Origin of the sequence: Dickeya sp. Secpp 1600 (assembly GCF_003049805.1) — a bacterium.
Lineage (GTDB): Bacteria > Pseudomonadota > Gammaproteobacteria > Enterobacterales > Enterobacteriaceae > Dickeya > Dickeya fangzhongdai.
The window spans coordinates 4,850,826-4,876,458 of record NZ_CP023484.1; the positions used below are offsets into that span (position 1 = coordinate 4,850,826).

20 protein-coding genes and 1 pseudogene are annotated in these 25,633 nt (G+C 57.0%); 10 read left to right on the top strand and 11 right to left on the bottom strand.

Features of this window, described 5'->3' with window-relative positions; all coding sequences use genetic code 11:
* Positions 1 to 17: 17 nt before the first annotated feature.
* Both CPA59_RS21680 and CPA59_RS21685 read right to left on the bottom strand, forming a co-directional pair.
* Positions 18 to 563, bottom strand: a complete 546-nt coding sequence (locus tag CPA59_RS21680) for a hypothetical protein (protein WP_038917464.1) — start codon at positions 561 to 563, stop codon at positions 18 to 20.
* Positions 564 to 651: 88 nt separating this feature from the next.
* A complete protein-coding gene (locus tag CPA59_RS21685; RefSeq protein WP_038917463.1) occupies positions 652 to 1,116 on the bottom strand; it encodes a tRNA (cytidine(34)-2'-O)-methyltransferase in 465 nt (154 codons plus the stop codon).
* Between the two features lie 217 nt (positions 1,117 to 1,333).
* On the opposite strand from CPA59_RS21685, the gene CPA59_RS21690 reads away from it, so the two are divergent.
* Positions 1,334 to 1,615, top strand: a complete 282-nt coding sequence (locus CPA59_RS21690) for a DUF2756 domain-containing protein (protein ID WP_039695771.1) — start codon at positions 1,334 to 1,336, stop codon at positions 1,613 to 1,615.
* A gap of 74 nt (positions 1,616 to 1,689) precedes the next feature.
* Here the strand turns inward: CPA59_RS21690 and CPA59_RS21695 are convergent, their stop codons facing one another.
* The 7 genes and pseudogenes from CPA59_RS21695 to CPA59_RS21725 form a co-directional block, all read right to left on the bottom strand.
* On the bottom strand, positions 1,690 to 2,646 hold the full coding sequence (locus CPA59_RS21695; protein WP_038917461.1) for an AEC family transporter: 957 nt from the start codon (positions 2,644 to 2,646) through the stop codon (positions 1,690 to 1,692).
* A 186-nt stretch (positions 2,647 to 2,832) separates the two neighbouring features.
* Positions 2,833 to 3,576, bottom strand: a complete 744-nt coding sequence (gene ugpQ / locus CPA59_RS21700) for a glycerophosphodiester phosphodiesterase (protein WP_038917460.1) — start codon at positions 3,574 to 3,576, stop codon at positions 2,833 to 2,835.
* Positions 3,573 to 4,649 (bottom strand): sn-glycerol-3-phosphate import ATP-binding protein UgpC, encoded by a 1,077-nt coding sequence (locus CPA59_RS21705; protein WP_049853771.1) that lies wholly within the window; start codon positions 4,647 to 4,649, stop codon positions 3,573 to 3,575. The genes ugpQ and CPA59_RS21705 overlap by 4 nt, the downstream gene beginning before the upstream one ends.
* Positions 4,650 to 4,655: 6 nt before the next feature.
* Positions 4,656 to 5,504 (bottom strand): sn-glycerol-3-phosphate ABC transporter permease UgpE, encoded by an 849-nt coding sequence (gene ugpE, locus CPA59_RS21710; protein WP_100850300.1) that lies wholly within the window; start codon positions 5,502 to 5,504, stop codon positions 4,656 to 4,658.
* 29 nt (positions 5,505 to 5,533) lie between these two features.
* Positions 5,534 to 6,421, bottom strand: a complete 888-nt coding sequence (gene ugpA, locus CPA59_RS21715; RefSeq protein WP_038664443.1) for a sn-glycerol-3-phosphate ABC transporter permease UgpA — start codon at positions 6,419 to 6,421, stop codon at positions 5,534 to 5,536.
* 83 nt (positions 6,422 to 6,504) lie between these two features.
* Positions 6,505 to 7,824: a sn-glycerol-3-phosphate ABC transporter substrate-binding protein UgpB gene (gene ugpB / locus CPA59_RS21720; protein WP_038664440.1), complete on the bottom strand. Its 1,320-nt coding sequence runs from the start codon at positions 7,822 to 7,824 to the stop codon at positions 6,505 to 6,507.
* A 333-nt stretch (positions 7,825 to 8,157) separates the two neighbouring features.
* A pseudogene (locus tag CPA59_RS21725) lies at positions 8,158 to 8,295 on the bottom strand (serine hydrolase); the annotation flags it as partial.
* Between the two features lie 476 nt (positions 8,296 to 8,771).
* On the opposite strand from CPA59_RS21725, the gene CPA59_RS21730 reads away from it, so the two are divergent.
* The 4 genes from CPA59_RS21730 to CPA59_RS21745 all read left to right on the top strand — a co-directional run bounded on the left by CPA59_RS21730 (position 8,772) and on the right by CPA59_RS21745 (position 16,976).
* The gene (locus tag CPA59_RS21730; RefSeq protein WP_107760675.1) at positions 8,772 to 10,445 is read left to right on the top strand and encodes a methyl-accepting chemotaxis protein; all 1,674 of its coding nucleotides are present in this window, start codon (positions 8,772 to 8,774) and stop codon (positions 10,443 to 10,445) included.
* Positions 10,446 to 10,786: 341 nt separating this feature from the next.
* Positions 10,787 to 12,478, top strand: a complete 1,692-nt coding sequence (locus CPA59_RS21735) for a methyl-accepting chemotaxis protein (RefSeq protein ID WP_107760676.1) — start codon at positions 10,787 to 10,789, stop codon at positions 12,476 to 12,478.
* A 671-nt stretch (positions 12,479 to 13,149) separates the two neighbouring features.
* Complete coding sequence (locus tag CPA59_RS21740) at positions 13,150 to 14,778, top strand: methyl-accepting chemotaxis protein (RefSeq protein WP_049853775.1); 1,629 nt, start codon at positions 13,150 to 13,152, stop codon at positions 14,776 to 14,778.
* Positions 14,779 to 15,350: 572 nt separating this feature from the next.
* Entirely contained in the window at positions 15,351 to 16,976 is a 1,626-nt protein-coding gene (locus CPA59_RS21745; protein ID WP_107760677.1) for a methyl-accepting chemotaxis protein, read from the top strand.
* Between the two features lie 97 nt (positions 16,977 to 17,073).
* On the opposite strand, the gene CPA59_RS21750 is transcribed toward CPA59_RS21745, so the two are convergent.
* A complete protein-coding gene (locus CPA59_RS21750; RefSeq protein WP_107760678.1) occupies positions 17,074 to 17,997 on the bottom strand; it encodes a cell envelope biogenesis protein TolA in 924 nt (307 codons plus the stop codon).
* A gap of 762 nt (positions 17,998 to 18,759) precedes the next feature.
* On the opposite strand from CPA59_RS21750, the gene CPA59_RS21755 reads away from it, so the two are divergent.
* Positions 18,760 to 20,397 carry a methyl-accepting chemotaxis protein gene (locus tag CPA59_RS21755; RefSeq protein WP_162942954.1) on the top strand — a complete coding sequence of 546 codons (1,638 nt, stop codon included), beginning with the start codon at positions 18,760 to 18,762 and terminating at the stop codon, positions 20,395 to 20,397.
* Between the two features lie 66 nt (positions 20,398 to 20,463).
* Here the strand turns inward: CPA59_RS21755 and CPA59_RS21760 are convergent, their stop codons facing one another.
* Complete coding sequence (locus tag CPA59_RS21760; RefSeq protein WP_049853776.1) at positions 20,464 to 21,378, bottom strand: LysR family transcriptional regulator; 915 nt, start codon at positions 21,376 to 21,378, stop codon at positions 20,464 to 20,466.
* A 388-nt stretch (positions 21,379 to 21,766) separates the two neighbouring features.
* Here CPA59_RS21760 and CPA59_RS21765 point away from each other — a divergent pair, with 388 nt between their 5' ends.
* The 4 genes from CPA59_RS21765 to CPA59_RS21780 all read left to right on the top strand — a co-directional run bounded on the left by CPA59_RS21765 (position 21,767) and on the right by CPA59_RS21780 (position 25,596).
* Positions 21,767 to 23,062, top strand: a complete 1,296-nt coding sequence (locus CPA59_RS21765) for an MFS transporter (protein WP_107760679.1) — start codon at positions 21,767 to 21,769, stop codon at positions 23,060 to 23,062.
* 101 nt (positions 23,063 to 23,163) lie between these two features.
* Complete coding sequence (gene ttdA / locus CPA59_RS21770; RefSeq protein ID WP_245167398.1) at positions 23,164 to 24,024, top strand: L(+)-tartrate dehydratase subunit alpha; 861 nt, start codon at positions 23,164 to 23,166, stop codon at positions 24,022 to 24,024.
* The gene (gene ttdB / locus CPA59_RS21775; protein ID WP_107760681.1) at positions 24,021 to 24,629 is read left to right on the top strand and encodes a L(+)-tartrate dehydratase subunit beta; all 609 of its coding nucleotides are present in this window, start codon (positions 24,021 to 24,023) and stop codon (positions 24,627 to 24,629) included. Before ttdA ends, ttdB begins: the two co-directional genes overlap by 4 nt.
* A 79-nt stretch (positions 24,630 to 24,708) precedes the next feature.
* Positions 24,709 to 25,596 (top strand): fumarylacetoacetate hydrolase family protein, encoded by an 888-nt coding sequence (locus CPA59_RS21780; protein WP_107760682.1) that lies wholly within the window; start codon positions 24,709 to 24,711, stop codon positions 25,594 to 25,596.
* The last annotated feature ends 37 nt before the right edge of the window (positions 25,597 to 25,633 follow it).

A 25,633-nucleotide genomic window follows, 5' to 3' on the forward strand; every position in this document is an offset into this window, starting at 1 on the left:
TTCCACGCGCCGGGCGTTCAGTCGTCCGACAGAATCCCCGCCATAAAACGTTCGGTGTCTTCGCGGCTGTGCAGCAAGATACGCTGTGGCGTCACGACTCGCTGCGATGGCGCGCACTGCTCAAACACCCGCAGATGCCCGCTGAACGAGCTGTTGCTTTGCCGCTCCCGGTACTCGCCCGCCCAACGCAGCAATTCGGCCAGCGCCGCTTCGTCGCCGCCACGGCGCAGCCCGCGCTGACGAATATTGGTCAGGCATTCCTCCACCGGGATATCCAGCCAAACCAACGCGGTGGCTTGCTGCACCACTTCCTGCATCAACCAGCCGTAAACCCCTTCCATGATCCAGCATTCAGCCTGCGCCAGCTCCCGAGCCTCGGCTTTGACCAGCGCCCGGTCGCGCGCTTTTCCGTAGCCGCCCGGCTCCCAGTTGATCAGATCCAGGTCGATGGCGGGCGCCTGTAGCCGGGCCGCCAGCTGTTCCGCCAGCCAGCTTTTCCCCGAACCGCTGTTGCCCATGATCAGGGTGCGCCGCAGCGCAGAAGCAGGTATCGAACAGGTCATCACGCGCTCTCCTGTTGGTCGTTCCGATGGGTTAGTCGTGTCGATGGGTTAGTCGTGTCGAACAATTGGCCATGACGGGCGAGGCGCGTCAGCGTCGGCCGCCAAAGCCATTCTGCCGCCAGGCCTCGTAACTGATGATCGCCACCGAGTTGGACAGATTCAAACTGCGGCAGTTGGGCTCCATCGGGATGCGGATACGGCATTCCGGTGTGAAGCCGTTGCGGATATCATCCGGCAGACCGGCGGTTTCAGAGCCGAACAGCAGCACATCGCCCGGCTGGTAGTCGGGTTCGTCGTAAGGGCGGCTGCCTTTGGTGGTGCAGGCGAAAATCCGGTGCCCCGCCACCGCCAGCAGAAAGTCCTGATAGTTGCGATGACGGCTGACATTCGCCAGATCGTGATAATCCAGCCCGGCGCGGCGCAGCTTTTTTTCCTCGAAATCGAAGCCCAGCGGTTCGATCAGATGCAACGAACAGCCATTGTTGGCCGCCAGACGGATAATATTGCCGGTATTGGGCGCAATCTGTGGCTCATAGAGCGCGATATGAAACATGATGAAGTCAGGTACGAAAAAAGGTGGGCGTCAGTATAGCCTATTCCACGCTCACGCCCCAGCCGGGGCTGGCGCCGCGAATCGTCTGAAGTGCCACATATGAATAGTGCCACACCTGAATAGTGCCCACCTGAATAGTGTCGCAGAAGGCGGGGACGACGCCCCGATTAACGGCTAGAATAAAGCGGTATCCGACAGCCGTTTCCCCGGAGGAATCATGAAAATAATATCTCCCCTGATGCTGCTCCTGAGCCTGCCGTTGCTGGCGCAGGCCGCCACGCAACAGATATCGCCCCAGCAGCAGCAATTTGAAAACGGCATCAGCAGCCAGAAGCGGCTGCTGCAGGAGATGCAGCAAAATCAGGCGTTGCAGCAACAGCAACTGAATAGCGACATCCAGCAGCGCAGCCGTGAACAACAGCGCCAGCTGCAACAGCAACTGGAACAGAATCGCCAGCGCATCCAGCAATCCGCTCCGGGCAATACCAACCGGTACTAACGCTCAACCGATACTGACGTTTCCAACCGGTTCCCGCCGCTCACCTCAGGATGGTCGGCGGGTTGCGAATGGGGCTATACTCTCACGCCCATCAGCGTCAGAATCAGCGGTGTGGTAATGCCGGCCAGCGCGGTCGACATCAACAGGCTGGCGGCGACCGGGCCGCCCAGCACATTGAATTGCCGGGACATCAGGTAGATATTGACGCCCACCGCCATCGACCCCAGCAGCACCACGACTCGTGTTTCCATCTCCGGCAGACCCAGCGCCACCGCCAGCACCCACACCACCAGCGGCTGCACCACCAGCTTGATAAGACAAATAGCGACGCTGATTTGCCAGCCGTCGCGAATACGGTATTCCGCCAGCCCCATGCCCAGCGCCACCAGCGACAGCGGCACGCCGATCTGACTCAGCATACCGATAGGCTTATCGATGCTATCCGGCAGCGGCAATCCGGTGAGGCTGTAGAACGTGCCGGACAGAATGCCGATGATCAGCGGGTTTTTCAGCACGCCGAGCGCGGTTTTGGTGAACCCCTGCATCGACAGCGAACCGTTGCGCGCCCATTCCACCGAAACGGTCACCAGCGTCCACAGAATCAGGCCGTTGAACACCAGCACCAGCGCCACGGACGGAATCGCCTGCGGGCCGAGCATCAGGGTGGCGATCGGCAAACCGAGCATCACGTTGTTGGAGAAAATCCCGCTGAGCGAAAACACCGAGCCGGATACGCCATCCAGCCGAAACACCCGGCTGGCGACAATCCGGCCCAGCACAAACACGATGAGACAGCTGCCAAAGAAGGCGATCAGCAACCGGGCGTCCACCGCCGGTCGTTTGGAGAAATCGCACATCATGCGGAACAGCATGGCAGGCAGCGCCACTGAAAATACGAATTTGGTCAGCGCATCGGTTACGGTCGACGGCCAGCGGCCGAAGCGAATCAGGCCATACCCCAGCGCAATCAGCACAAACAGCGGCAGTGAAAGAAAAATCTGGTGCCAGAGAGAAAGAATAAACGTGGGCATCGCCCTTCCTTAAAAAACGCGCGGCTCACCCAGGCGAAGGCTGATGGCTTATCACGACGGCGCAGCAATAGCCCCGTCGGGGGAACGGGCCGGGCGGCCCGAGGTCATACAGGATACGCCTGAAGAAACACGCCGGTTTATTGGCCGGCGTGGCGCGCTGTCGGGACAGACGACATTCAGCCGGCGTTAATTAAATTGTGGTCCAATCAAATCTATCCGGTCGGTACAGATACAGTCAACGCCCCACTGCAGCAGGATGCGAGCGCGATCCGGTTGATTAACGGTGTACACCAGAATACGCAACCCGGCGTCTTTCAGCAGCCTGATGCGCGCCTCATCCAGCAGTTGGTGATTAAGGTGGATCGACACGCAGCCCAGCCGTTCGGTCAGGATGCGCCAGTCGTCGTCCCACTCGTCCAGCAACAGCCCGCGCGGCAGCTCCGGCGCCGCCTGCTGCGCGGCCTCCAATGCCGCAACCGAAAACGACGACAGCAGCGGCGCGACCGGATGGTTCTGCCACAGTTCGCGCGCGGCCAGCGCCACCACGCGACCGGTCAATTCCTCGCAGCCGGTGGTCGGTTTGATCTCGATATTGGCCGCCAGACCGTACTGTGCGCAACGCTTCGCCACTTCCGACAACAGCGGCAGGCGTTCGCCGTGGAACTGGCGGCTGTACCAACTGCCGACGTCCAGCCCCACCAGCTTGTCCCACGGCAGCTCGCCCGCCACGCCCCAGCCGTTGCTGGTGCGTTCAAGCGTGTCGTCGTGCAACAGGAAAATCTGCCCGTCCTGCGACAGCTTGGCGTCAAACTCAATCATTTTGTGGCCGTGATGCGCGCCGACATCAATCGCCGCCAGCGTATTTTCCGGCGCCAGAGAGCCGCCGCCGCGGTGGGCGACGATAGCAGGATAAGGCCAGTTCGGGGTCATGCTTCCATCCGTAATCCGCTTTGCGAATCAAATATATGCCAGGATGCGGCCGGCAGATTGAGCCACAGGGTTTCCCCCACCGCCGGACAATGCTCGTGCGACAGGCGCACCACGATATTCTGCCCCGCCCATTTGCCGTGCGCCAGATTATCCGCGCCCAGCAATTCCAGCGTCTCCACCACCAGCGGCACGCCGCCGGCGTCGGCGGTGGACTGCAAAATGTGCTCCGGGCGCATGCCAAGCGTGACGTCGCGCCCTTGCCATGCCGGTTTTGCGACCGGCAGCGGCAGCGAGAAATCCGCCGACAGCGCGACCCGGCTGCCGTCGGCGCTCACCTGTCCGGCCCACAGATTCATGGCAGGCGAGCCGATGAAGCTGGCGACAAACAGCGACGCCGGTTTGCGGTAAATCTCCGCCGGCGCGCCGATCTGCTCCGCCACGCCTTTGTTCATCACGATCACCCGGTGCGCCAGCGTCATCGCCTCCACCTGATCGTGGGTGACGTACAAGCTGGTGGTTTTCAGCCGTTTGTGCAGCTGTTGCAGTTCAAGGCGCATCTGCACCCGCAGCTTGGCGTCAAGGTTGGACAGCGGTTCATCAAACAGGAATACCGCCGGCTCGCGCACGATGGCGCGCCCCATCGCCACGCGCTGGCGCTGGCCGCCGGACAGCTCGCGCGGCTTGCGGTTGAGCAGCGGTTGCAGTTCCAGAATGCGCGCCGCTTCTTCCACCCGCTGGCGAATCTGCGCTTTGCCGAAACCACGAATTTTCAGGCCGTACGCCATGTTGTCGTAAACGCTCATATGCGGATAGAGCGCGTAATTCTGGAACACCATCGCAATGCCGCGATCTTTCGGCTCTTTGTCGGTAACGCGTTCCTCACCGATGTAAATATCGCCGCTGGAGGTCTGCTCCAGACCCGCCACCATCCGCAGCAGCGTGGATTTGCCGCAGCCGGACGGGCCGACCATCACCACGAATTCGCCGTCCGCCACATCGAGATCGATCGGCTGAATCACCTGAGTCTTGCCGTCATAGGATTTGGTGACGGCCTGAAGTTTTAAACATGCCATAAGATTCTATTTCTCACTATCAACCAGACCGCGAACAAACCAGCGCTGCATCAGCAACACAATCAACAACGGCGGCAGCATGGTTATCAGCATCGCCGCCATCACCTGGTGCCAGGGCGTAGCGGTGTCGCCGGTGGCGATCATGCTCTGGATCCCGGCCACCGCGGTGCCCAAATGGGGGTCGTTGACGATCAACAGCGGCCACAGATACTGGTTCCAGCCGTAGATAAAGGTGATGACAAACAGCGCCGCCAGATTGGTTTTGGACAACGGCAGCACCATGTCGAAGAAAAAGCGCATCGGGCTGGCGCCATCGATACGCGCCGCTTCCAGCAGTTCGTCCGGCAGCGTCATGAAGAACTGGCGGAACAGAAACGTGGCGGTGGCGGACGCCATCACCGGCAGCGTCAACCCGACATAGCTGTTGGTCATATGGAGATGGGAAATCACCTCGACCGTCGGGAAAATACGCACTTCCACCGGCAACATCAGGGTGGAGAAAATCATCCAGAAGAACAGGTTACGGCACGGAAAACGGAAATAGACGATGGCAAAAGCCGACAGCATCGAGACGCTGATTTTGCCGATGGTGATCGCCAGCGCCATCACGAAGCTGTTAAACAGCATCAGGCCGAACGGCGCGCTGTTGTTGTCGCCTACCCCGTGCCGCCAGATATCCGCCAGGTTTTCCCACAGGTGGCCGCCGGGCAGTAGCGACATCGGCACCTGGGACATCTGTTCCGAACTCATGCTCGCAGCGACAAACGCCACGTACAGCGGGAACAGCACCACCAGAATGGCGACCACCAGCATGGCGTGACTGAACATATCCAGCCCGCGACGATTCTCAATCATCCGGCTCCCTGTCATTACGTATTTTGCGGTCATTGATAATTCACCTTACGCTCGACAAAGCGGAACTGAATCACCGTCAGCACGGTCACCACCAACATCAGTATCACCGACTGCGCCGCCGAACTGGAGAGATCAAGACCGGCGAACCCTTCGCGGTAAATCTTGTAGATCAAGGTAGTCGTGGCCTGCACCGGCCCACCGCCGGTGGCGGCGTCGATCACCGGGAAGGTGTCGAAGAAGGCGTAGGTCAGGTTGACCACCAGCAGGAAAAAACTCACCGGCGAAATCAGCGGCAGCACCAGATTGAAGAAACGGCGCACTGGCCCGGCGCCGTCAATCGCCGCCGCTTCAATCAGCGAGCGGGGAATGGACTGCAACGCCGCCAGGAAAAACAGGAAGTTGTAGCTAATCTGCTTCCATACCGAGGCCAGCACCACCAGAAACATCGCCTGACCGCTGTGCTGAGCGTGGTTCCAGTCGTAACCCCACTGGTGCAGCAGCCAGGTAATCAGCCCCAGACCGGGGTTGAACAGAAACATCCACAGCACCGCCGCCACCGCGGGCGCTACCGCATAAGGCAGAATCAGCAACGTCTGGTACAGGCGGCTAAAACGCAGGGTGTAATCCACCAGCGCGGCCAGAAACAGCGACACGATAAGCCCAGACGCCGCCACCAGAAAACTGAACAGCAACGTGGTGTAAAACGAGCCGAGGTAATAGCTGTCGTGAAACAGATTGGTGAAGTTGTCCAGCCCGACAAACTGACTGGAGAGGCCGAACGGGTCTACGCTCTGCACCGAGTACCAGAGCGCCTGCCCGGCGGGCCAGAGGAAAAAGATCACCGTGATGGCCAGCTGCGGCAGCACCAGCAGGTAAGGCAGCAGGCTGCGGCCAAAAACAGGACGGGAAGCAGTCATGCACAATGCTCTCAGAAAACAGGATTCTCAGAAAACCGAGTTCTCAGAAAAGGGTGGCCGAATCCCTTCGGCCCGGAATACGGTTACTTGTTCGCTTGTTCGAAGCGGCGCAGCAGCGCGTTGCCGCGTTCCACAGCGGCATCCAGCGCCTGCTGCGGGGTTTTCTTACCCGTCCAGACGCTTTCCAGCTCTTCGTCCACGATGGTGCGAATCTGCGGCATATTGCCCAGACGCAGCCCCTTGGTGAACGGCAGCGGTTCCTTGTTCAGCATCTGACGGGTGGCGATGTCGGCGCCGGGGTTCTTGTCATAAAAACCCTGCTGCTTGGTCAGCTCGTAAGCGGCGGTGGTGATCGGCAGATAGCCGGTCTTCTGGTGCCACTCGGCGGCGATTTCCGGCGTCGACAGGAACTGCATGAACTCAGCCACGCCTTTGTAGGTGGCGGCGTCTTTGCCGTTCATCACCCACAGGCTGGCGCCGCCGATAATGGCGTTCTGCGGCGCGCCTTTCACGTCGGCGTCATACGGCATCATAGCCACGCCGTAGTTGAATTTGGCGTACTGACGAATATTGGCCAGCGAACCGGACGACGCGGTGGTCATGGCGCAATCGCCGTTGTAGAACTTCTCGGTCGGCTCGTCTTTGCGGCCGTAGTAGGTGAAGTCCCCTTTCTTGTTCATGTCTTCCAGCATCTGGATGTGTTTGACCTGAACCGGCTTGTTGAACTCCAGCACCGCATCAAGACCGTCGAAGCCGTTGTTTTTGGTGGCGATCGGCAGGCCGTGCCAGGCGCTGAAGTTCTCAATCTGAATCCAGCCCTGCCAGCCGCTGGCGTAGCCGCATTTCATGCCGGACGCGCGCAGTTTGGCGGTGTACTCAGCCATCTGCTGCCAGGTTTTCGGCGGCTGTTCCGGGTCCAGACCCGCTTTTTTGAAGGCGTCTTTGTTGTAGTACAGCACCGGGGTGGAGCTGTTGAACGGCTGAGACAGCAGGTGTCCGGTTTTGGAATCGGAGTAATAACCGGAGACGGTCGGCACGAAGATTTTCTCGTCGTACGGCACGCCGGCATCTTTGAACACCTGATACACCGGCTTAACTGCCTTGCTGGCCATCATGGTGGCGGTGCCCACTTCATACACCTGCAGGATAGCCGGCGCATTGCCGCTGCGGAACGCGGCGATACCGGCCGCCAGGCTCTGCTCGTAGTTGCCTTTATACACCGGCACGATTTTGACGTCGCTGTGCGTCTGGTTAAAACGGTCAGCCAGAGAATTAACGGTTTTACCCAGTTCTCCTTCCATCGAATGCCAGAACGGGATTTCGGTAACAGCCTGCGCTTGTGCGCTGGCGGCTAACGCCATAATGACAACGGCGGCGGTTTTACGGATAGCGTGCTGAAACATGCTGTCTCCTGAGATCATGTGGGTGCTGATCATTGCGGATGCTGATAATTGTTGGCGCCATGAGCGAAAAAGCGCGTTTTATGTTCGGCTGTAACATGACACGCCCGGATGACAGAAAAATAACTGCATCATGACAACCGGATGACAAGTGCATACGATTGCAGCGGGGAGAAAAACCGGCAGTAAACCGATACGACAGGTGATTATTTTTTATAAAATAATCATGACATTATAAAAAACAACCTTACGCCAGGATGATGGGCAGGAACGCCCACAAGAATACGGACTGCGCATCAACGCCGCACCCGATGGCATTTTATTTCCCACGGTCGGTCAGCGTCGCTTCGCTAAATCCGTTAATAGAGCAATCCCCAGATAGTTACTCCAGTTAAAAGCGTTTTGCAGGACGACAATTGCGTTGCCATTTTGCTTATCAAAGCCGATAAAACTGGAATACCCGCCGATTATCCCAGCGCCGCACCTCTCGCCGGAGCCGCTTACCATCGCGAGCCAATCACGGCGACGCATTATCCGGCTATCGTCATCGACACACCCTTGCGGTAAAAACGCGATCGGAATTGCAGAAATACCACCGGAAATTATTCTTTTGATACTTTATTTGAAAAGTTTATATATTGCATTCGACAAACCAATCTCTATTCCTTACTCTTATTAACCAATAAGCTCCACTATAAACTTCAATTCCAGTTACTTTCTTATATTAATTATTGGAGTTAAAGATTCTTGTTATCGATTTTTATAAGACCATTACCTCTCTATCTATTTAAAAAGCAATCGTAATAAACAGGAGATCTGTCGGCTGACCCACAAAAATTATTCACATGAAATAGAACTAACCCAAATTATACACACATAGAGCTATTTCCATTTTACCTCCTGGACGAGGTCCCGAATAAACGCATGGAATACACGACGTAAGGATATCTATGAACGCGCTGAAAAAAATAAAACTGGGCACCATGTTGAGTGCCGGATTCGCTCTCGTCATCGTGATTGGTCTGCTGGTAGCGACATTTGGCCGAACCCAACTGGCGGGGCTGGGGGACGACATCGATCACCTCTCCTCCACCACACTCACCAACATGATGCTGATTCAGGAAGCCAAAACCGGCTTCGACACCAATTCCCGTCTGGTGCGTAATATTGCGCTCAGTAACGATCCTGAACGCATCGCGCGCGAGAAGCAGCTGATCGACCGGCAAATCGCCCGCAACACCGAGGTGCTTAAACAGTTATCGGAACGGCTCGATACACCGGAAACCCGCGATCAGCTTAACCAGTTGACGCAGGCGCGCCCCGCTTACCTGCAGGCATTCAATAATGCGGTGCAATTGGGCATTTCCGGCCAGCCAGAGCAGCGCGATCAGGCCCGTGAACTGATTCTCAACGACATGCAGACCGCCCAGAACGGCGTCTTCCGGGCGCTGGACAACATGCTCGACTTCCAGAAAAAAATCACCATGAACGTGGTGGCGGATTCCATGCAAAACGCCCGTTCAGACGGCACGGTAATGCTGGCGCTGGCGCTGGCCGCCGCGGTGCTCGGCGCGCTGACCGCCTGGCTGATCACCCGCACCGTCAAAGGCCAGCTGGGCGGCGAGCCGATTTACGCCGCGGCGGTTGCCCAGCAAATCGCCGACGGCAATCTGGCCTTTAATGTCGAACTGCGCGCGGGCGACAATCACAGCGTACTGGCAGCCATGAACGACATGCGGGAAAAACTGGGGCAGATCGTCACCCAGGTACGCCAGAGCAGCGAATCCATCGCCACCGGCGCCAGCGAAATCGCCGCCGGCAGCACCGACCTGAGCCAGCGCACCGAAGAACAGGCCGCCAGCCTGCAACAAACCGCCGCCTCTATGGAGCAGATGAGCCAGACCATCCGCCAGAACGGCGATACCGTGCGCACCGCCACCAAACTGGCGCAATCGGCCAGTTCAACCGCCGCCAAAGGCGGTGAGGCCGTCAACAATATCGTCCGCACGATGGAAGACATTTCCGTCAGCTCGCACAAAATCGGCGACATTATCAGCGTCATCGACGGCATTGCCTTCCAGACCAACATTCTGGCGCTTAACGCCGCGGTGGAAGCCGCCCGCGCCGGCGAGCAGGGCCGCGGCTTTGCCGTGGTGGCGGGCGAGGTGAGAAATCTGGCCCAACGCTCCGCTTCCGCCGCCAAGGAAATCAAGGAGTTGATCACCGCCAGCGTCGAAACGGTGGAAGCCGGTTCAACGCTGGTGGGCGAAGCCGGGTCCACCATCGACGAACTGGTGAAACAGGCGCGCCACGTGGCGGATTTGATTGGCGAAATCGGCGTGACCACTCACGAGCAGGAATCCGGTATTTCGCAGATTAACGATGCGGTTAACCAGCTCGATCAGGTCACCCAGCAGAACGCGTCTCTGGTGGAAGAGTCGGCCAGCGCCGCCGACAGCCTGAGCGATCAGGCCGCGCGGCTGGTGGAACTGATGAGCATATTCACTATTCAGAATGCGTTTAACAGCCAGAGCGACTTACTGCAAAAACCGGGAACCGGGTTGAAAAAACCAACGCCATCCAAACTGGCGCTGGCGAGCAACAGCAACTGGGAACAGTTCTGAGTTTACCTTTCCCCTGACCGCCGCCGTTACGGTGGCGGTTTCTTCCGAATTTAGCCCCTGACGACCGAAGTCTTCATACCAAAAAGGTCAATAAGGCGACCAGCACCCCGGCAGCATGAAAGATGGTGGGTATAGCGAATATCTATTACTCAACCAGTGCCATTTTGGTTATTTATATCCTGACATTACCAGCCACGACGCCACACAGCCGCCGACAGCCTTCAGGCCTAACGAAGCGTCGTCGCGGCGCATAACAATATCAGCGTTTTATTGTTCTTTTTTGCTATGCATTGATCCGCCATGCCATTGGCGCTGTTACCTCAACCGCTCAGGGGGGACGCATGACTACATTCAGTAATACCGGCTTCAGGAATATCAGCTTCAAAAACATCAGGCTTTCCACCCGGCTCAACTCGGGTTTTGCGTGGGTGATCGTAATCGGTTTTCTTATTGCGTTATTCGGTCAATTCCAGCTACGAAAACTGAGCACCGACATGCAGTTGCTGTCGAAATCACACATGGTGACGTTGCTGCAGTTGGAAAGAATAAAAGACCACCTCAATGATGCCGCCCGCCGGGTACGCAACATCGCGCTCCTGAATGACAAAACGCAGCGAGAGCAGGAAAAACAGCGGCTGGATGAAACCAACGCCAGCATGACGAAGCTGGTCGCGCAAATCGTACAGGCCGCTGACGACCCTGACATGCAGCGAGGGCTGCAACAGCTCGACCAGTTTCGTCCCGCCTATAGCGAAGCGATGAACAACGCTGTGGAAGCGGGTATGGCGGGGCATCCGGTGCAAGCGCGCAATATTATTGTCGCCGACCTGCAAAAAGCGCAGGAAGGAATTTTCACCACGCTGGATAAAATGATCGACGACCAGTCCTCGCTAACCTTGTCGATGGCCAACGACGCCGAGCGGCAGGCCAATCAGGCGGGGTTGCTGATGCTGGCGCTGGCGTTGGCAGGCTGCGTTATCGGCGGCGCCACCGCCTGGTATTTGAGCCGCTACATCCGGCGCCAGCTGGGCGGCGAACCCCAGTACGCCGCCCGCATTGCCCAGGAAGTCGCGCAGGGAAATCTGGCGGTCAGCGTAGACCTCGCCCGCCACGACCAACAGAGCCTGCTGGCTTCGATGCATGCCATGTGCGACAGTCTCGGCCGCATCGTCGGCCAGGTGCGTCAGAGCAGCGAATCCATCGCCACCGGTTCGCAGCAGATAGCGATGGGCAACGCCGACCTCAGCCAGCGCACCGAAGAGCAGGCCGCCAGCCTGCAACAAACCGCCGCCTCGATGGAGCAAATCAGCCAGACCATCCGTCAGAACGGCGAAACCGTGCGTGAGGCCGCCCAGCTCGCCACCACCGCCAGCGACACCGCCGCCAAAGGCAGCGACGTCGTGGGTAACGTTATCCGCACTATGGACGACATTACCGCCAGCTCGCGCAAAATCGGCGACATTATCAGCGTCATTGACGGCATTGCCTTCCAGACCAATATCCTGGCGCTTAACGCTGCGGTGGAAGCCGCCCGCGCCGGTGAACAAGGCCGCGGCTTTGCGGTGGTGGCTGGCGAGGTACGCTCGCTGGCGCAGCGCTCCGCCTCCGCCGCCCGGGAAATCAAAGAGCTGATTACCGAGAGCATGGAAAAAGTGGAAAGCGGTTCGCAACTGGTCGGTCACGCCGGTACCACCATGGACGATATCGTGACGCAGGCGCGCCACGTCGCCGATTTGATCAAGGAAATCGGCGTCACGACCACCGAGCAGGAATCCGGCATCGGCCAGATTAATCTGGCGGTCAACCAGCTCGATCAGGTCACCCAGCAGAACGCCGCGCTGGTGGAGCAGTCCGCCAGCGCCGCCGACAGCCTGAGCGATCAGGCCCGCCATCTGGTGGAACTGGTGCAGGTATTTGCGATCCGCGGCAGCGAAATCGCAGCGCCGCCGCACGTAATCAACCGCCCTGCGCCCCGGCTAAAACCAGCGGCATCACTGGCAACGGTTAATAACAGTGGCTGGGAAGCATTCTGAGCCATCAGGCCATGACCCGTATATATTTCGGGACATGGCCTAAATAGCCACACAAAAAATATTGCTTTAATAATTGCGAATAAATGTCATTGGCGAATCTCAAAAAGGATTGGTTTTTATATCACCATAACTTTTTATATCACTACAAAATGCAGGCCTTTAATTGGGGGTTTATTTTTTGTAACTTCCATTAAAAAATTGCTTCTAATTACGTTAATAAAAAAGCCATTGAGTAATAAGAAAAACTTTTATCACGATTTATCGACAAACGCATAAAAACCCTCCATACTGCAATTTGTTCAGGAAGAGCATTCATTTCAGGTATTAAGAATACCCGAAGATAATTTTTATACATTTCTTATCTTGATTAGAATTATTAATCAATTAGTAAATTAACGGTTTAATACACACCTGCAGGCCAGCCTTTCCCTGACGAAGAATTTTCGCCAGCGGTCTTGTTATTGCCTGAAACACGCTACGGAAGCCAATATCTATACCCTAAATTAATTCGAGTTGCAGGAAAAGGCAGAGTTGAGCGCGGCTTACCGCAGCCCCGAAGAGGCGAGGCCATGAACATGAATAGGCCGCTAACCCAGCCAATGTGCCTGCAACGTGAAGAATGACGGGTATATCAGGGATAAAAATAAATCTTATATAAAAAAGGTGACGTTATGCGTTTTTTTAAAGAAATGAAGTTAGGCTCCATGTTAGGCACCGGGTTCGCAATGGTAATCGTTATCGGTTTTCTGGTAGCGATTTATGGTCAGGTTCAGTTACGTCAACTCAGCACAAATATCCAGACATTATCAAAAGAACGACTCACTAATCTGCTCTTGATACAGGAATACAAAGATAATCTGAATGTGGCCGCCCGGGTGATCAGGAATATTGCGTTGCTTTCCGATCAACAACAAATGGCGGTGGAAAAACAGCGTATTGATGCCATTATTCCAAGAAACAGCGACATCATCACTATATTGCGAAAAGCATCGGAAACGGCGGAACAAAACGCCTTGCTCGACCAGCTTGAACAGAAACGTCCGGCTTATCTGGAAGCGGTCAGAAAAGCCATCGAACTGGGGCTATCGAACCAATCAGAGAAGGCAAGAAGCCTGATTCTGGGCGACGTGCGCAACGCACAGGACGCACTGTTCAAAGTGATAGAAACCATGCTGACCTACCAGAAAAACGCGACCTCTACGGCAGCTGACAGCTCGGAATCACAAGCCGACAATGCCGGTATATTGATGTTGTCGCTGGCAGCGCTGATTGCCGTCGCCGGCAGTCTGATCGCCTGGCTGATTACCCGCCGCATCAAGGGGCAACTGGGCGGCGAGCCGGCTTATGCCTCACATATCGCGCAACAGGTGGCGCAGGGCGACCTGTCCGTCGATGTCATACTGAAAACCAGCGACCACCACAGTCTACTGGCCGCCATGCGTGCGATGCGCGACAGCCTCAGCCACATCGTCGGCCAGGTGCGTCAGAGCAGCGAATCCATCGCCACCGGTTCGCAGCAGATAGCGATGGGCAACGCCGACCTCAGCCAGCGCACCGAAGAGCAGGCCGCCAGCCTGCAACAAACCGCCGCCTCGATGGAGCAAATCAGCCAGACCATCCGCCAGAACGGCGAAACCGTGCGTGAGGCCGCCCAGCTCGCCACCACCGCCAGCGACACCGCCGCCAAAGGCAGCGACGTCGTGGGTAACGTTATCCGCACTATGGACGACATTACCGCCAGCTCGCGCAAAATCGGCGACATTATCAGCGTCATTGACGGCATTGCCTTCCAGACCAATATCCTGGCGCTTAACGCCGCGGTGGAAGCCGCCCGCGCCGGCGAACAAGGCCGCGGCTTTGCGGTGGTGGCTGGCGAGGTACGCTCGCTGGCGCAGCGCTCCGCCTCCGCCGCCCGGGAAATCAAAGAGCTGATTACCGAGAGCATGGAAAAAGTGGAAAGCGGTTCGCAACTGGTCGGTCACGCCGGTACCACCATGGACGATATCGTGACGCAGGCGCGCCACGTCGCCGATTTGATCAAGGAAATCGGCGTCACGACCACCGAGCAGGAATCCGGCATCAGCCAGATTAATCTGGCGGTCAACCAGCTCGATCAGGTCACCCAGCAGAACGCCGCGCTGGTGGAGCAGTCCGCCAGCGCCGCCGACAGCCTGAACGATCAGGCCCGCCATCTGGTGCAGTTGATGAATGTATTTGTGGTCGCGGGAAATCACCGGCAAGACGAACACGCCGCGTATCCTCCCCGTGCCGATTTACGTCTGGCGCTGACATCACGCTAACCTACCGATCTGATTCATACCGTGGGGAAGCGGAAAACGAACTCCACTTCCCCATACAGGCGGCATATATTCTGAATTATTTACGTCGCCGCAAATCCCCGGCCGCTTACTCAGGTAAGTGGCTGGAGCGAGCAACAACGGATCTGCAACATGAAGTATGGCGGGTATATTTATTCCGAAATATTGCCGCCCTGCCGGCCGATATTCTTTTTACCTTCCGCCAATGCAGACGCATTCATCAGCCATAATGTTTAACGACGTTAAATGTTTTAGTGGATGATATTTTTATCAGGCAACCACTGGCCTGTCGTTATCCTGCCCGCCTATTTCCCCGCTCACCGTACCAACCAGCTGTCGTATACATTTTGTTAAAAAGTTAATTAACTAAAAAATCATTTCGTTACCTACCGCTAACAGGTTGAGATCAATTCGCTACGGATTATTTCCGCTATGGATTGCTTCGGCAACGTTTTCGTCGCCAGCGCCCATCACGACCAATACGCACAGTTCGCTTCACACCAGGAATGCGAATCCATTCATGACGGCAACACTAAAATAGAATAAGGCACATGATGCAGATACTAAAAAATATGAAACTCGGCGCTATGCTCGGATCCGGTTTTATACTGGTCATCCTGATAGGCTTTATCGTCGCGATTTTCGGACGCAGCCAGCTGATTCATGTGGGCAATAATCTGGATTACCTGTCCAATATTCGCCTGAATAACCTGATTGCCATGCAGGAAATTAAGGACAACCTGAATGCGGCCGCCCGCATTATTCGGGAAAGCGCCATACAGACCGACGCCGCCCACCTCGCTCAGGAAAAACACGATCTTGAGCAGCTCATCGACCGTAACAACGACTTGCTCAGGCAGTTGGATGAAAAACTGAAGCTGAAAAAGTCACGCGAATTGCTGGCGCAAATTAATCAGGCGCGCCCGCCTTATTCCAATGCGGTACGGAAAGTGATTGAACTGAGCATGTCCGGCCAGCAGGAACAAGCCCGCATGCTGATTCTGGGCGACCTGTTGACCACGCAGACCGTGCTGTTCAACGCGATGGACACCATGATCACCGAACACAAGAACGACACCATCGCCATGTCGCAACGTTTCATGGCGGATGCCAGCTACTCCGGCACCCTGCTGTTGATCGTGACCGCCATCAGCGCCCTGCTGGGCGCCGTGGTAGCCTGGCTGATCACCCGCCGGGTGAAAGGACAGCTGGGCGGCGAACCGACTTATGCCTCGCATATCGCCCAACAGGTGGCGCAGGGCGACCTGTCCGTCGATGTCATGCTGAAAACCAGCGACCACCACAGCCTGCTGGCCGCCATGCGCGCGATGCGCGACAGCCTCAGCCATATCGTCAGTCAGGTGCGCCAGAGCAGCGAATCCATCGCCACCGGCTCGCAGCAGATTGCCATGGGCAACGCCGATCTCAGCCAGCGCACCGAAGAGCAGGCCGCCAGCCTGCAACAAACCGCCGCCTCGATGGAGCAAATCAGCCAGACTATTCGCCAGAACGGCGACACGGTGCGCGAAGCCGCCCAGCTCGCCACCACCGCCAGCCAGACGGCCGCCAAAGGCAGCGAAGTGGTGAGCGACGTCATTCGCACTATGGAAGAGATCACCACCAGCTCACGCAAAATCGGCGACATTATCAGCGTCATCGACGGCATTGCTTTCCAGACCAACATCCTGGCGCTGAATGCCGCGGTGGAAGCCGCCCGCGCGGGTGAACAAGGCCGCGGCTTCGCGGTGGTGGCCGGCGAGGTGCGTTCGCTGGCGCAGCGCTCCGCTTCCGCCGCCCGGGAAATCAAAGAACTGATCACCGAGAGCATGGAAAAAGTGGAAAGCGGCTCGCAGCGCGTCGGCCACGCCGGCGTCACCATGGAAGAGATTGTCTCTCAGGCCCATCATGTCGCGGAATTGATTCAGGAAATCGGCGTAACCACCTCAGAACAGGAATCCGGCATCGGCCAGATCCATCAGGCGGTCAGCCAGCTCGATCAGGTCACCCAGCAGAACGCCGCACTGGTGGAACAGTCCGCCAGCGCCGCCGACAGCCTGAACGCTCAGGCCAGTCATCTGGTACAACTGATGAATGTGTTCGTCCTCGCCAGTCACACCGTTCAGCCGCAGCGGTCACACGATGACAGCGCCGCCTGGCGTCTGGCGCTGGCGTCACGCTAACCCACCGCGCAAGCGGCATATCGGGCAAGCCGTCGGGGAGGAGGAAAAACGCCGACTCCCCGAATTATTGCGCGTAGCCACGCTGCGCGCCTGACCATCAGACCTGTACATCAATCGAGACATTACCCGCGGGACCGACAGACAGATCGACGCTGACTCCGCCTCCCGTCATGCTCATCGACTGAACCGTCTTCTCCGTGTCGGCAATATATTGATTTATGGCCTGAATCTGTTTCTGGGCTTCTTTGTCGTCGTTTCTGCTGGCATGTTTCACCATCGCCAGCAGCGATTTCAGCTCGCGGACGGCATCCTGCACCGACTTCGCATCCGCCCTGCGCTGCTGCGACCCGGCGCCCCGTTCGGTGATTGCGGCCGCCACGCTCTGCAATTGCTCCGCCTCCTGCGCGGATGCGTCCCCATCGCTTTTGGCCGCCGCTGACGCCCCGGCTGCGTGGTCACTACCGTCCCCCACCCCCTCGGATTCGGCAGACGCGCTCTCGCCCGCGGCGGACACCGCCATCGCCCCGGAAAGCGCGGAAGCGGAAGTATCGCCACTGCCGTTAGCAACAGCGCCGGACTGATTTTCGCCGCCCGCCACGCCCGCCGCTCCGGTATTAGCCGCGCCGCTCCCCCCGCCTTCATTCAGGGTTTTAGCCGCCTGGCCCAGCTCTGCGGCCAGTTGGCGGATTTCGCGCAGCACGCCGGGAGGAACCGACTGACCGACCAGCGACAGCATCATCATCTTCAGCATCTGGATGCGCCGTTTGATTTGTTCGATGCGTCCGCGCGCCAGATCCTGATCAAAATCGTTCATTTTGCTCATATTGGTCCGCATTGCGGTATCAATCCGTTTACGAACCTCGTCGCTGAATTGCACCAGCACGGAGGTAACCGACGGTTGCTCCTGGGAAGCATCCGCTTGCGCGCCGGCACGAGTCGTACTACCGGCGTCAGTATCAGTTTTGGCATTCTGCGCCGATGTACCCGCGGCAGAACGGTTGAAAGAGATGGGAGAAGTCATCGGGAATCCTGTGCAGTGCCTGTCATGAGTCATCAGCAAAGACTCAGCATGGAGGGTGTAGTCACGCACCATCAGGCCGAATCTTTCTGACACATATTGAAACATAACGGCACCGCGCCCGCCGTCTTTAGGCCCGCGGTCTGTTAAAACATAAATATGCGTGAACCGTCGGACGGCGCCACGCACGCGGTTGGGCGCACCCGCCGGGCTGGCGTCACTTTACCGGAGCGCTTCCCGGCCTTGTTGACAAAAAAATACACAGGGAGGCGATTAGACAAACGGCAAAACGCCGCTCATAGTCAAATGAGTAGTTCAAATAATCATCGCTTGTCGCTGTCGTTCGGATCGAGTGCGACGCTGTTCGACAAGCCTGAATCCAGGCCGCGCCTGCAATGATGCGTGACGTATGCCTAAGCCGGCATCCATTCTTTTGCTCTCGCCCGATTTAGGCGAGGGTCCAGCACCAGACCAAAGCAGTAGCGTGGCGGTATCCTTTAACGGGCGTGCATGGTACAGCGTCTGCGCCTCGTCATTGAACGCAAACATTCAGCACTCGCGGGGCCAGCTTCCAAACCGCGGGCGGATATTGCCGTTGAATGCCGGGGCGACCAACCTGCAACAACAACACCGGAAAAAAGGGTCACAACCCAATAAATAACGGGCGTGTCAGGCCTTAACCGTAATAGCGACGGCGGCGTGATACCCCTTTCGTTCTGGCATCGCCATCGTGCACGCGGGCGTTTACACACAGGCAAGAATATTATGAACTTATTCAAAAAGATGAAGTTGGGCACGCTGCTCAGTATCAGCTTTGCCGCCGTCATTATCATTGGCTTTCTGGTCGCCAGTTTCGGTCGTTTTCAATTGCACCAGTTAAGCGGAAATATCGAAACGCTGGCGCAAAACCGATTGGTTAAACTGGTTCTTATCCATACCTATAAAGACAATATTAATATTGTCGCCAACGCCATTCGAAATATGGTCATGATGACCGACACGGCGCAAATGGAAGTGGAAAGCAAACGCATCAGGGAAACCATCGATAAAAGCACGGAGATTATCAATACATTCAGCAGTATGACCGTTTCCCCGGATGCGAAAGTATTATTGAAACATCTGGAAAACGTACGGCCTGAAAATATTCAGGCTTTGAAAAAAGCTGAAGCGCTGGCGCTGGAAAACCGGGATGAAGAGGCAAAAGCGGTTATTCTGAATGAATTCCAGCCGGCGCAAAATAAAGTCTTCAACGCCATTGATGACATTATCAATTATCAGAAAAACGCCACCACCGACCTGGCGCACAGTTCGGAACAGCTGGCGGATAACGCCGGGCAAGCCATGCTGACGCTGGCTATCATCGCAATGGCGATCGGCAGTCTGGTGGCCTGGTTTATTACCCATCAGGTGAGAAGCAAGCTGGGCGGCGAACCGGCGGACGCCGCCAGCATCGCCCAACAGATCGCGCAGGGCAACCTGATCACGAATATCCCAGTACGGGATAAAGACAGCGGCAGCGTGCTGGCCGCCATCGACCAGATGCGCGGCGGGTTGATCAACATCGTCGAGCAGGTCAGCCAGAGCAGCCATGCGATCGCCTCGGGCGCCAATGAAATCGCCGCCGGCACCAATGACCTCAGCCAGCGCACCGAAGAGCAGGCCGCCAGCCTGCAGCAAACCGCGGCGTCTATGGAGCAAATCAGTAACGCGGTCAGCCATAACGTCGAAACCATCAGGCTGGCGACCGAATTGGCCAACGCCGCCAGTCTGACTGCCTCAAAAGGCAATCAGGTTGTGGGAGACGTGGTCGCCACCATGGCGGACATCACCCAGAGCTCACATCAGATCGTCGAAATCATCAGCCTGATCGACAATATCGCCTTCCAGACTAACATTCTGGCGCTGAACGCCGGGGTGGAGGCCGCCCGGGCGGGCGAAGAAGGCAAAGGCTTTGCGGTCGTCGCCCACGAGGTGCGTTCGCTGGCGCAAAGCTCCGCCTCCGCCGCACGCGAAATCAAATCGCTGATCGGCGAAAGCGTGAAGAAAATTGAAACCGGCTCCGACCGGGTCAATCTGGCGGGCAGCACCATAAGCGAGTTGATGGAACAATCCCGTCAGGTGGCGCAACTGATCAACGAGATAGGCATCACTACCAACGAGCAGCAGCAAGGCATTGCGCAGATTAACACCGCCATCGCCCAGCTGGATCAGGTCACTCACCAAAATGCGGCGCTGGTTGAAGAATCCGCCTGCGCCACCGACAACCTGAATCATCAGGCGGCGCATCTGGTGGAAGTCATCAGCGTGTTTGTGGTGGACGACGTGATTTCCCGCAAGCGGCTGGACACCCTGGACGAGCACTCATTGGTGCCGGTCGCCGGTCAGCAGTTGGTCATACACTGAAAACGCTGCCTGCCGCACGGCAACCGACACTACGGGTTGCCGTGCGCTAACCAAAAGGCGTCGTCATCAGAACTGCTGGGCAATCGACGGCAGCTCGCGCTCCAGAATCGCAATCATGCTGTCGCGCACGGGATCGCTGCCGGCGCTCATCCAGGCGGCGGCCAGCGGCAATCCTTTGCATGACGAGGCGTCCTGACGCCGAATGGGGATAAACCGAACATTCGGCACCGACATGCGGGATACCCAGCGCGGCATGATCGCGCCGCCAACCTCCGCCGCCACCATATTGATAATGGTCTGTTTTTCATCCGCTTTTTGCACCACGTTCGGCTTCAGCCCCGCGTCGCTAAACAGGTTCATGGTCAAATCATGGCTGTGCGGCCGCGCGCGCCGGTCAGGCACAATCAACGGCAGGGCGGCAAGATCCTGAATCCCGACGTCCTGATGCCCCGCCAGTTCATGGTGTTCCGCAATCGCCAGCACCACGTTTTCATACAGCAGAAAGCGCGTCGTTAACCAGGGTGCCCGACGCTCCGGAGGGCGGATAAAAATCAGGTCCAGACGACCGGATTTCAGCCTGGGCAACAGGCGGGAGGTTTTATCTTCGTGAATCTGTACATTTACCTCGGGATACGCCTGACGAAAAAAGTGCAGCAGATGCGGAATCAGGCCGATGGCGGCGCTATCGATCGCCCCCATGCGCAGAATGCTGGCGTTCACCCTTCCCTGACAGCGAAAGCGGGTCGCCAGCGCATCGGCGTCAGCCAGCAGTTTGCGGCTTTCTCCCAGCAGGGTTTGCCCGTCCGGCGTCAGCGCCACGTTACGCGTCGAGCGAATAAACAGCCGGGTGCCCAGGCATTCCTCCAGTAAACGAATATGCCGTCCCAGCGCGGAAGGCAGCATATCCAGCCGCTGAGCCGCATGGCCGAAATGCAGGGTTTCAGCAACGGCAATAAAACAGCGCAGCTGGTTAAGCTCCATTCTCTTCCTCAGGCGATTATGTGAAATATTTGAATAAATCATAACGCTGTTTTTTTTCTGTACAACCGCTGGGGAATAGTTCTTTGCGTCATAGCTGATCTTTATCACAGAATAGAAAATTGATTCACGCGCATTCTGTTATGTTATTTTTAATCAACCGTAAAAATACGGTCATCATCAGGCATAAAATACGTGAAACATTGATCGGCGTCATTCTATTACCCCCTCGCTAACGCACCACGCCGAATTATACGAATTATTTATATAAACGCTGATGGATGATCAGCATTCCACGCCAGTGCATAGTCACCTCGCTTATTTCCATGACCCTTATCGCCTTGTCGGGCGTCATTTTTATTACCCTATTTTTATCAATCTGGAATGCATCATGAAAAAAGACCTTGAAGGTGCGGCACTCAAAAAAATAACCTGGCGAATAGTGCCCTTTGTCATGTTCGCGTATTTCATCGCTTTTTTTGATCGTATCAATATCGGTTTCGCCGCATTAACCATGAATCAGGATTTGGGTTTTTCCTCGACGGTATTTGGCATCGGCGCCGGCATGTTTTTTATCGGCTATTTCTTCACGGATGTTCCCTCCAATATTATTTTGCAAAAAGTCGGCCCGCGTATCTGGCTGGCGCGCATTATGATTAGCTGGGGAATTGTGGCCGCCTGCATGATATCGGTAAAAACCGTTACCGGTTTTTATATTCTGCGTTTTTTCCTCGGCGTGGCGGAAGCGGGGTTCTTTTCCGGCATTATTCTTTATCTCAGCACCTGGTTTCCGGTCAAACGCCGCGCTCAGGTCATCGCGTTTTTTATGGCGGCGGCGCCCATTTCATCCATGTTGGGCTCGCCGCTGGCCGGCGCCATTCTGAGTTTTCATGGCGTGATGGGGATGACCGGCTGGCAATTCATGTTTCTGCTCGACGCCGTCGCCGCCATCCTGCTGGGCGGGTTCACCTTCTTTTATCTGAATGACAAGCCGGAAAAAAATACCTGGCTGAATGAGGAGGAAACGCAATGGCTGGTGAAAACGCTGAAAGAAGAAAAGGCCGCCAGAAGCAGTGAAACCAAAACCAGCGCGCTGAAAGGATTGACGGATATTCGCGTATTAACGCTGGCGCTGGTGTATTTCGGCACCTCCGCCGGTTTGTATTCGTTAAATATCTGGTCGCCGCAGTTTATTAAATCCTTCGGTTTGAGCACGCTGCAGATTGGCTTTATCAACGCCATTCCGGCGGCAATTGCCGTGGGTGCGATGATTTTCTGGGCCAGACATTCGGACGCCACCCGCGAGCGCACCTGGCATGTGGTCAGCGCCTGTATTCTCGCCAGCCTCGGCTTTGTGCTGGCCGGCTCCGTTCATTCCCTCGGTTTCGCCATGCTGGCGCTGGTGCTGGCCAGCATCGGTATTTATTCCTGCAAACCGCCATTGTGGAGCATTCCGTCACTGTTTTTATCCGGCCCGGCCGCCGCGGCGGGACTGGCCGCCATCAACTCCATCGGCAATCTGGGCGGTTTCTTCGGCCCGGCGATAATCGGCTGGTTAAAAGAAAAAACCGGCGATTTTTCCCTCGCGCTCTATGCCATTGCGGCGCTGCTTTTATTGTCCGCCCTGTTAACGCTGCTCATTGAAGTCAGCCGTAAACGTAAGGTCATGAAAACGTCGATGGCCTGATGAATCGCGCCATTAACGCATTTTTAGATGCCTGCCCCATTAGGCTCTTACACCCGGAGGTTATTGTGAATACTGAATCCATATCGGAATTAATTGATGTCATGACCCGTTTTACCGGCTATGTCGGCAAACGGCTGCCCACCGACGTCATTAAAAAGCTGGAAGAATTACGAGCCAGGGAAGATAGCCCGCTGGCCAAAGTGGTCTACGACTCTATGTTCGAAAACCAGAAACGGGCGGATGAGCTGGACCGCCCTTGTTGTCAGGACACCGGCGTCATTCAATATTTTATTACCGTCGGCGCCCGCTTCCCGTTTATCGGCGATCTGGAACACGTGTTACAGCAGGCCACGCTGGAAGCCACCAAAAAAGCGCCGCTGCGCCACAATGCGGTGGAAACCTTCATTGAAAAGAATACCGGCACCAATACCGGTTCGCGCGTGCCCTGGCTGGACTGGGAAATCATCCCTGACGACGATCACTGCACCATTGAAGTCTATATGGCCGGCGGCGGCTGCTCGCTGCCCGGCGCGGCCAAGGTGCTGATGCCGGGGCAGGGCTACGAAGGCGTCAACCAGTTCGTCTTTGATGTGATCACCTCCTACGGCGTGAATGCCTGCCCGCCGCTGCTGGTGGGCGTAGGCGTATCCACCTCGGTGGAAACCGCCGCCCGCTTGTCCAAGAAAGCCATTCTGCGCCCGGTCGATTCCTCACACCCCAACGCCGACGCCGCCAAAATGGAAAAACTGCTCGAAGACGGGCTGAATCAGGTTGGACTGGGGCCGCAGGGGCTGGGCGGCGCATCGTCGGTGATGGGCGTCAACATCGAATCATCCGCCCGTCACCCTTCCACCATCGGGGTCGCGGTATCCACTGGCTGCTGGGCGCATCGCCGCGGCGCCATCCGTTTCTCCGCCGATCTGTCCTATGAAATCCTGTCTCACGAAGGTGCCGTATTATGAAAAAGATTCTGACCACTCCCATCAAAGACGAAGACCTGGCTGAGCTGAATATCGGCGATGTGGTTTACCTGACCGGCACGCTGGTGACCTGCCGTGATGTGGCGCATCGCCGGTTGATTGAGCTGGGGCGCGAACTGCCGGTTGACCTGCGCGGCGGCGCTATTCTGCACGCCGGCCCAATCGTGGTGGAAAAGGACGACGGCACCTTCGACATGATCTCCATCGGCCCGACCACCAGCATGCGCATGGAAAAATTCGAAAAAGAATTTATTGAGCGGACCGGCGTGAAACTGATTGTCGGCAAAGGGGGCATGGGGCCGAACACCGAGGCGGGCTGCCAGCAATTCAAGGCGGTACACGCGGTGTTCCCCGGCGGTTGCGCGGTGCTGGCCGCCACCTGCGTGGAGAAAATCGAAGACGCGCAATGGCGCGATTTGGGGATGCCGGAAACCCTGTGGGTCAACCGGGTAAAAGAATTCGGTCCGCTGATCATCTCCATCGACACGCACGGCAATAACCTGTTCGAGAAAAACAAGCTGACCTACAACGAACGCAAGGTGCCGGTGATCGCCGACATCAACGAGCAGATTCGCTTTATCAAATAACGTCCCACACCGGTTTGGCGACACGCGACGAGCTACCGGCCCGGCGCGTCGCCCCGGTGTTCAGCAACGGAACACATCTATGAAACTGGCGAGTTTTATCAATCCGCAAACCGGCGCGAAAAGCGTCGGTCTGGTGAACGAAGGGGGCCTGATCGATTTGGGCCGCCGTCTGTCCGGCCGCGTTACCGATCTGGCGGCGCTGCTGCGGGCCGATGCGCTGACGACCCTGCCGCAACACGGCGCCACCGCAGATTTTCATCTCGATGAGGTGACGTTTCTGCCGGTCATCGAACGGCCGTCGAAAATTCTGTGCGTCGGCATGAACTACATGGAAAAGCGTATCGAATTTGAACAGACGACCGACGCGCCGACGCTGTTCATCCGTTTTGCCGATACCCTGTGCGGCCATCAGCAGCCGTTGCTCAAGCCGGCCTCCACCAACGAGTTTGACTATGAAGGCGAACTCGCGGTGATCATCGGCAAACACGCCGACAACGTCAGCCGCGACAAGGCGCTGGATGTCGTGGCGGGTTACAGCTGCTTTATGGATGGTTCGGTGCGAGATATGCAGTACAGCTGGTTTACCTCCGGCAAAAACTGGCGCCGTACCGGCGGTTTCGGCCCCTGGCTGGTCACCGCCGACGAGATTGGCGACCCGCAGCGGCTCAGCATCAGCACCTATCTGAACGGTAACCGGGTACAGCATGACAACACCGGCAATATGGTGCGCTCCGTCGCCGAACTGATCGAATACATTTCACGTTTCACGCCGCTGTCGCCCGGTGATGTGATTATTACCGGCTCGCCCGGCGGAGTCGGGAAAAAGCGCACGCCGCCGCTGTTTATGCGGGAAGGCGATGTGGTGGAAGTGGAGATCGGCGGGATTGGCCGGCTGGTTAATCGCATCGCGACGCCGCAGCCTGCCGACGGTAGCCATGCGCCCCGTCCAGTATCTTGCGCCGTCTGAACAACCGCTGCCGGATGGCAGCGGTCATCATCGTCAT

Excerpts from the sequence above, each read along its gene's own strand:
- CPA59_RS21680 (WP_038917464.1), bottom strand. The coding sequence starts at position 563 with ATGACCTGTTCGATACCTGCTTCTGCGCTGCGGCGCACCCTGATCATG.
- CPA59_RS21685 (WP_038917463.1), bottom strand. The coding sequence starts at position 1,116 with ATGTTTCATATCGCGCTCTATGAGCCACAGATTGCGCCCAATACCGGC.
- CPA59_RS21690 (WP_039695771.1), top strand. The coding sequence starts at position 1,334 with ATGAAAATAATATCTCCCCTGATGCTGCTCCTGAGCCTGCCGTTGCTG.
- CPA59_RS21695 (WP_038917461.1), bottom strand. The coding sequence starts at position 2,646 with ATGCCCACGTTTATTCTTTCTCTCTGGCACCAGATTTTTCTTTCACTG.
- ugpQ (WP_038917460.1), bottom strand. The coding sequence starts at position 3,576 with ATGACCCCGAACTGGCCTTATCCTGCTATCGTCGCCCACCGCGGCGGC.
- CPA59_RS21705 (WP_049853771.1), bottom strand. The coding sequence starts at position 4,649 with ATGGCATGTTTAAAACTTCAGGCCGTCACCAAATCCTATGACGGCAAG.
- ugpE (WP_100850300.1), bottom strand. The coding sequence starts at position 5,504 with ATGATTGAGAATCGTCGCGGGCTGGATATGTTCAGTCACGCCATGCTG.
- ugpA (WP_038664443.1), bottom strand. The coding sequence starts at position 6,421 with ATGACTGCTTCCCGTCCTGTTTTTGGCCGCAGCCTGCTGCCTTACCTG.
- ugpB (WP_038664440.1), bottom strand. The coding sequence starts at position 7,824 with ATGTTTCAGCACGCTATCCGTAAAACCGCCGCCGTTGTCATTATGGCG.
- CPA59_RS21730 (WP_107760675.1), top strand. The coding sequence starts at position 8,772 with ATGAACGCGCTGAAAAAAATAAAACTGGGCACCATGTTGAGTGCCGGA.
- CPA59_RS21735 (WP_107760676.1), top strand. The coding sequence starts at position 10,787 with ATGACTACATTCAGTAATACCGGCTTCAGGAATATCAGCTTCAAAAAC.
- CPA59_RS21740 (WP_049853775.1), top strand. The coding sequence starts at position 13,150 with ATGCGTTTTTTTAAAGAAATGAAGTTAGGCTCCATGTTAGGCACCGGG.
- CPA59_RS21745 (WP_107760677.1), top strand. The coding sequence starts at position 15,351 with ATGCAGATACTAAAAAATATGAAACTCGGCGCTATGCTCGGATCCGGT.
- CPA59_RS21750 (WP_107760678.1), bottom strand. The coding sequence starts at position 17,997 with ATGACTTCTCCCATCTCTTTCAACCGTTCTGCCGCGGGTACATCGGCG.
- CPA59_RS21755 (WP_162942954.1), top strand. The coding sequence starts at position 18,760 with ATGAACTTATTCAAAAAGATGAAGTTGGGCACGCTGCTCAGTATCAGC.
- CPA59_RS21760 (WP_049853776.1), bottom strand. The coding sequence starts at position 21,378 with ATGGAGCTTAACCAGCTGCGCTGTTTTATTGCCGTTGCTGAAACCCTG.
- CPA59_RS21765 (WP_107760679.1), top strand. The coding sequence starts at position 21,767 with ATGAAAAAAGACCTTGAAGGTGCGGCACTCAAAAAAATAACCTGGCGA.
- ttdA (WP_245167398.1), top strand. The coding sequence starts at position 23,164 with ATGACCCGTTTTACCGGCTATGTCGGCAAACGGCTGCCCACCGACGTC.
- ttdB (WP_107760681.1), top strand. The coding sequence starts at position 24,021 with ATGAAAAAGATTCTGACCACTCCCATCAAAGACGAAGACCTGGCTGAG.
- CPA59_RS21780 (WP_107760682.1), top strand. The coding sequence starts at position 24,709 with ATGAAACTGGCGAGTTTTATCAATCCGCAAACCGGCGCGAAAAGCGTC.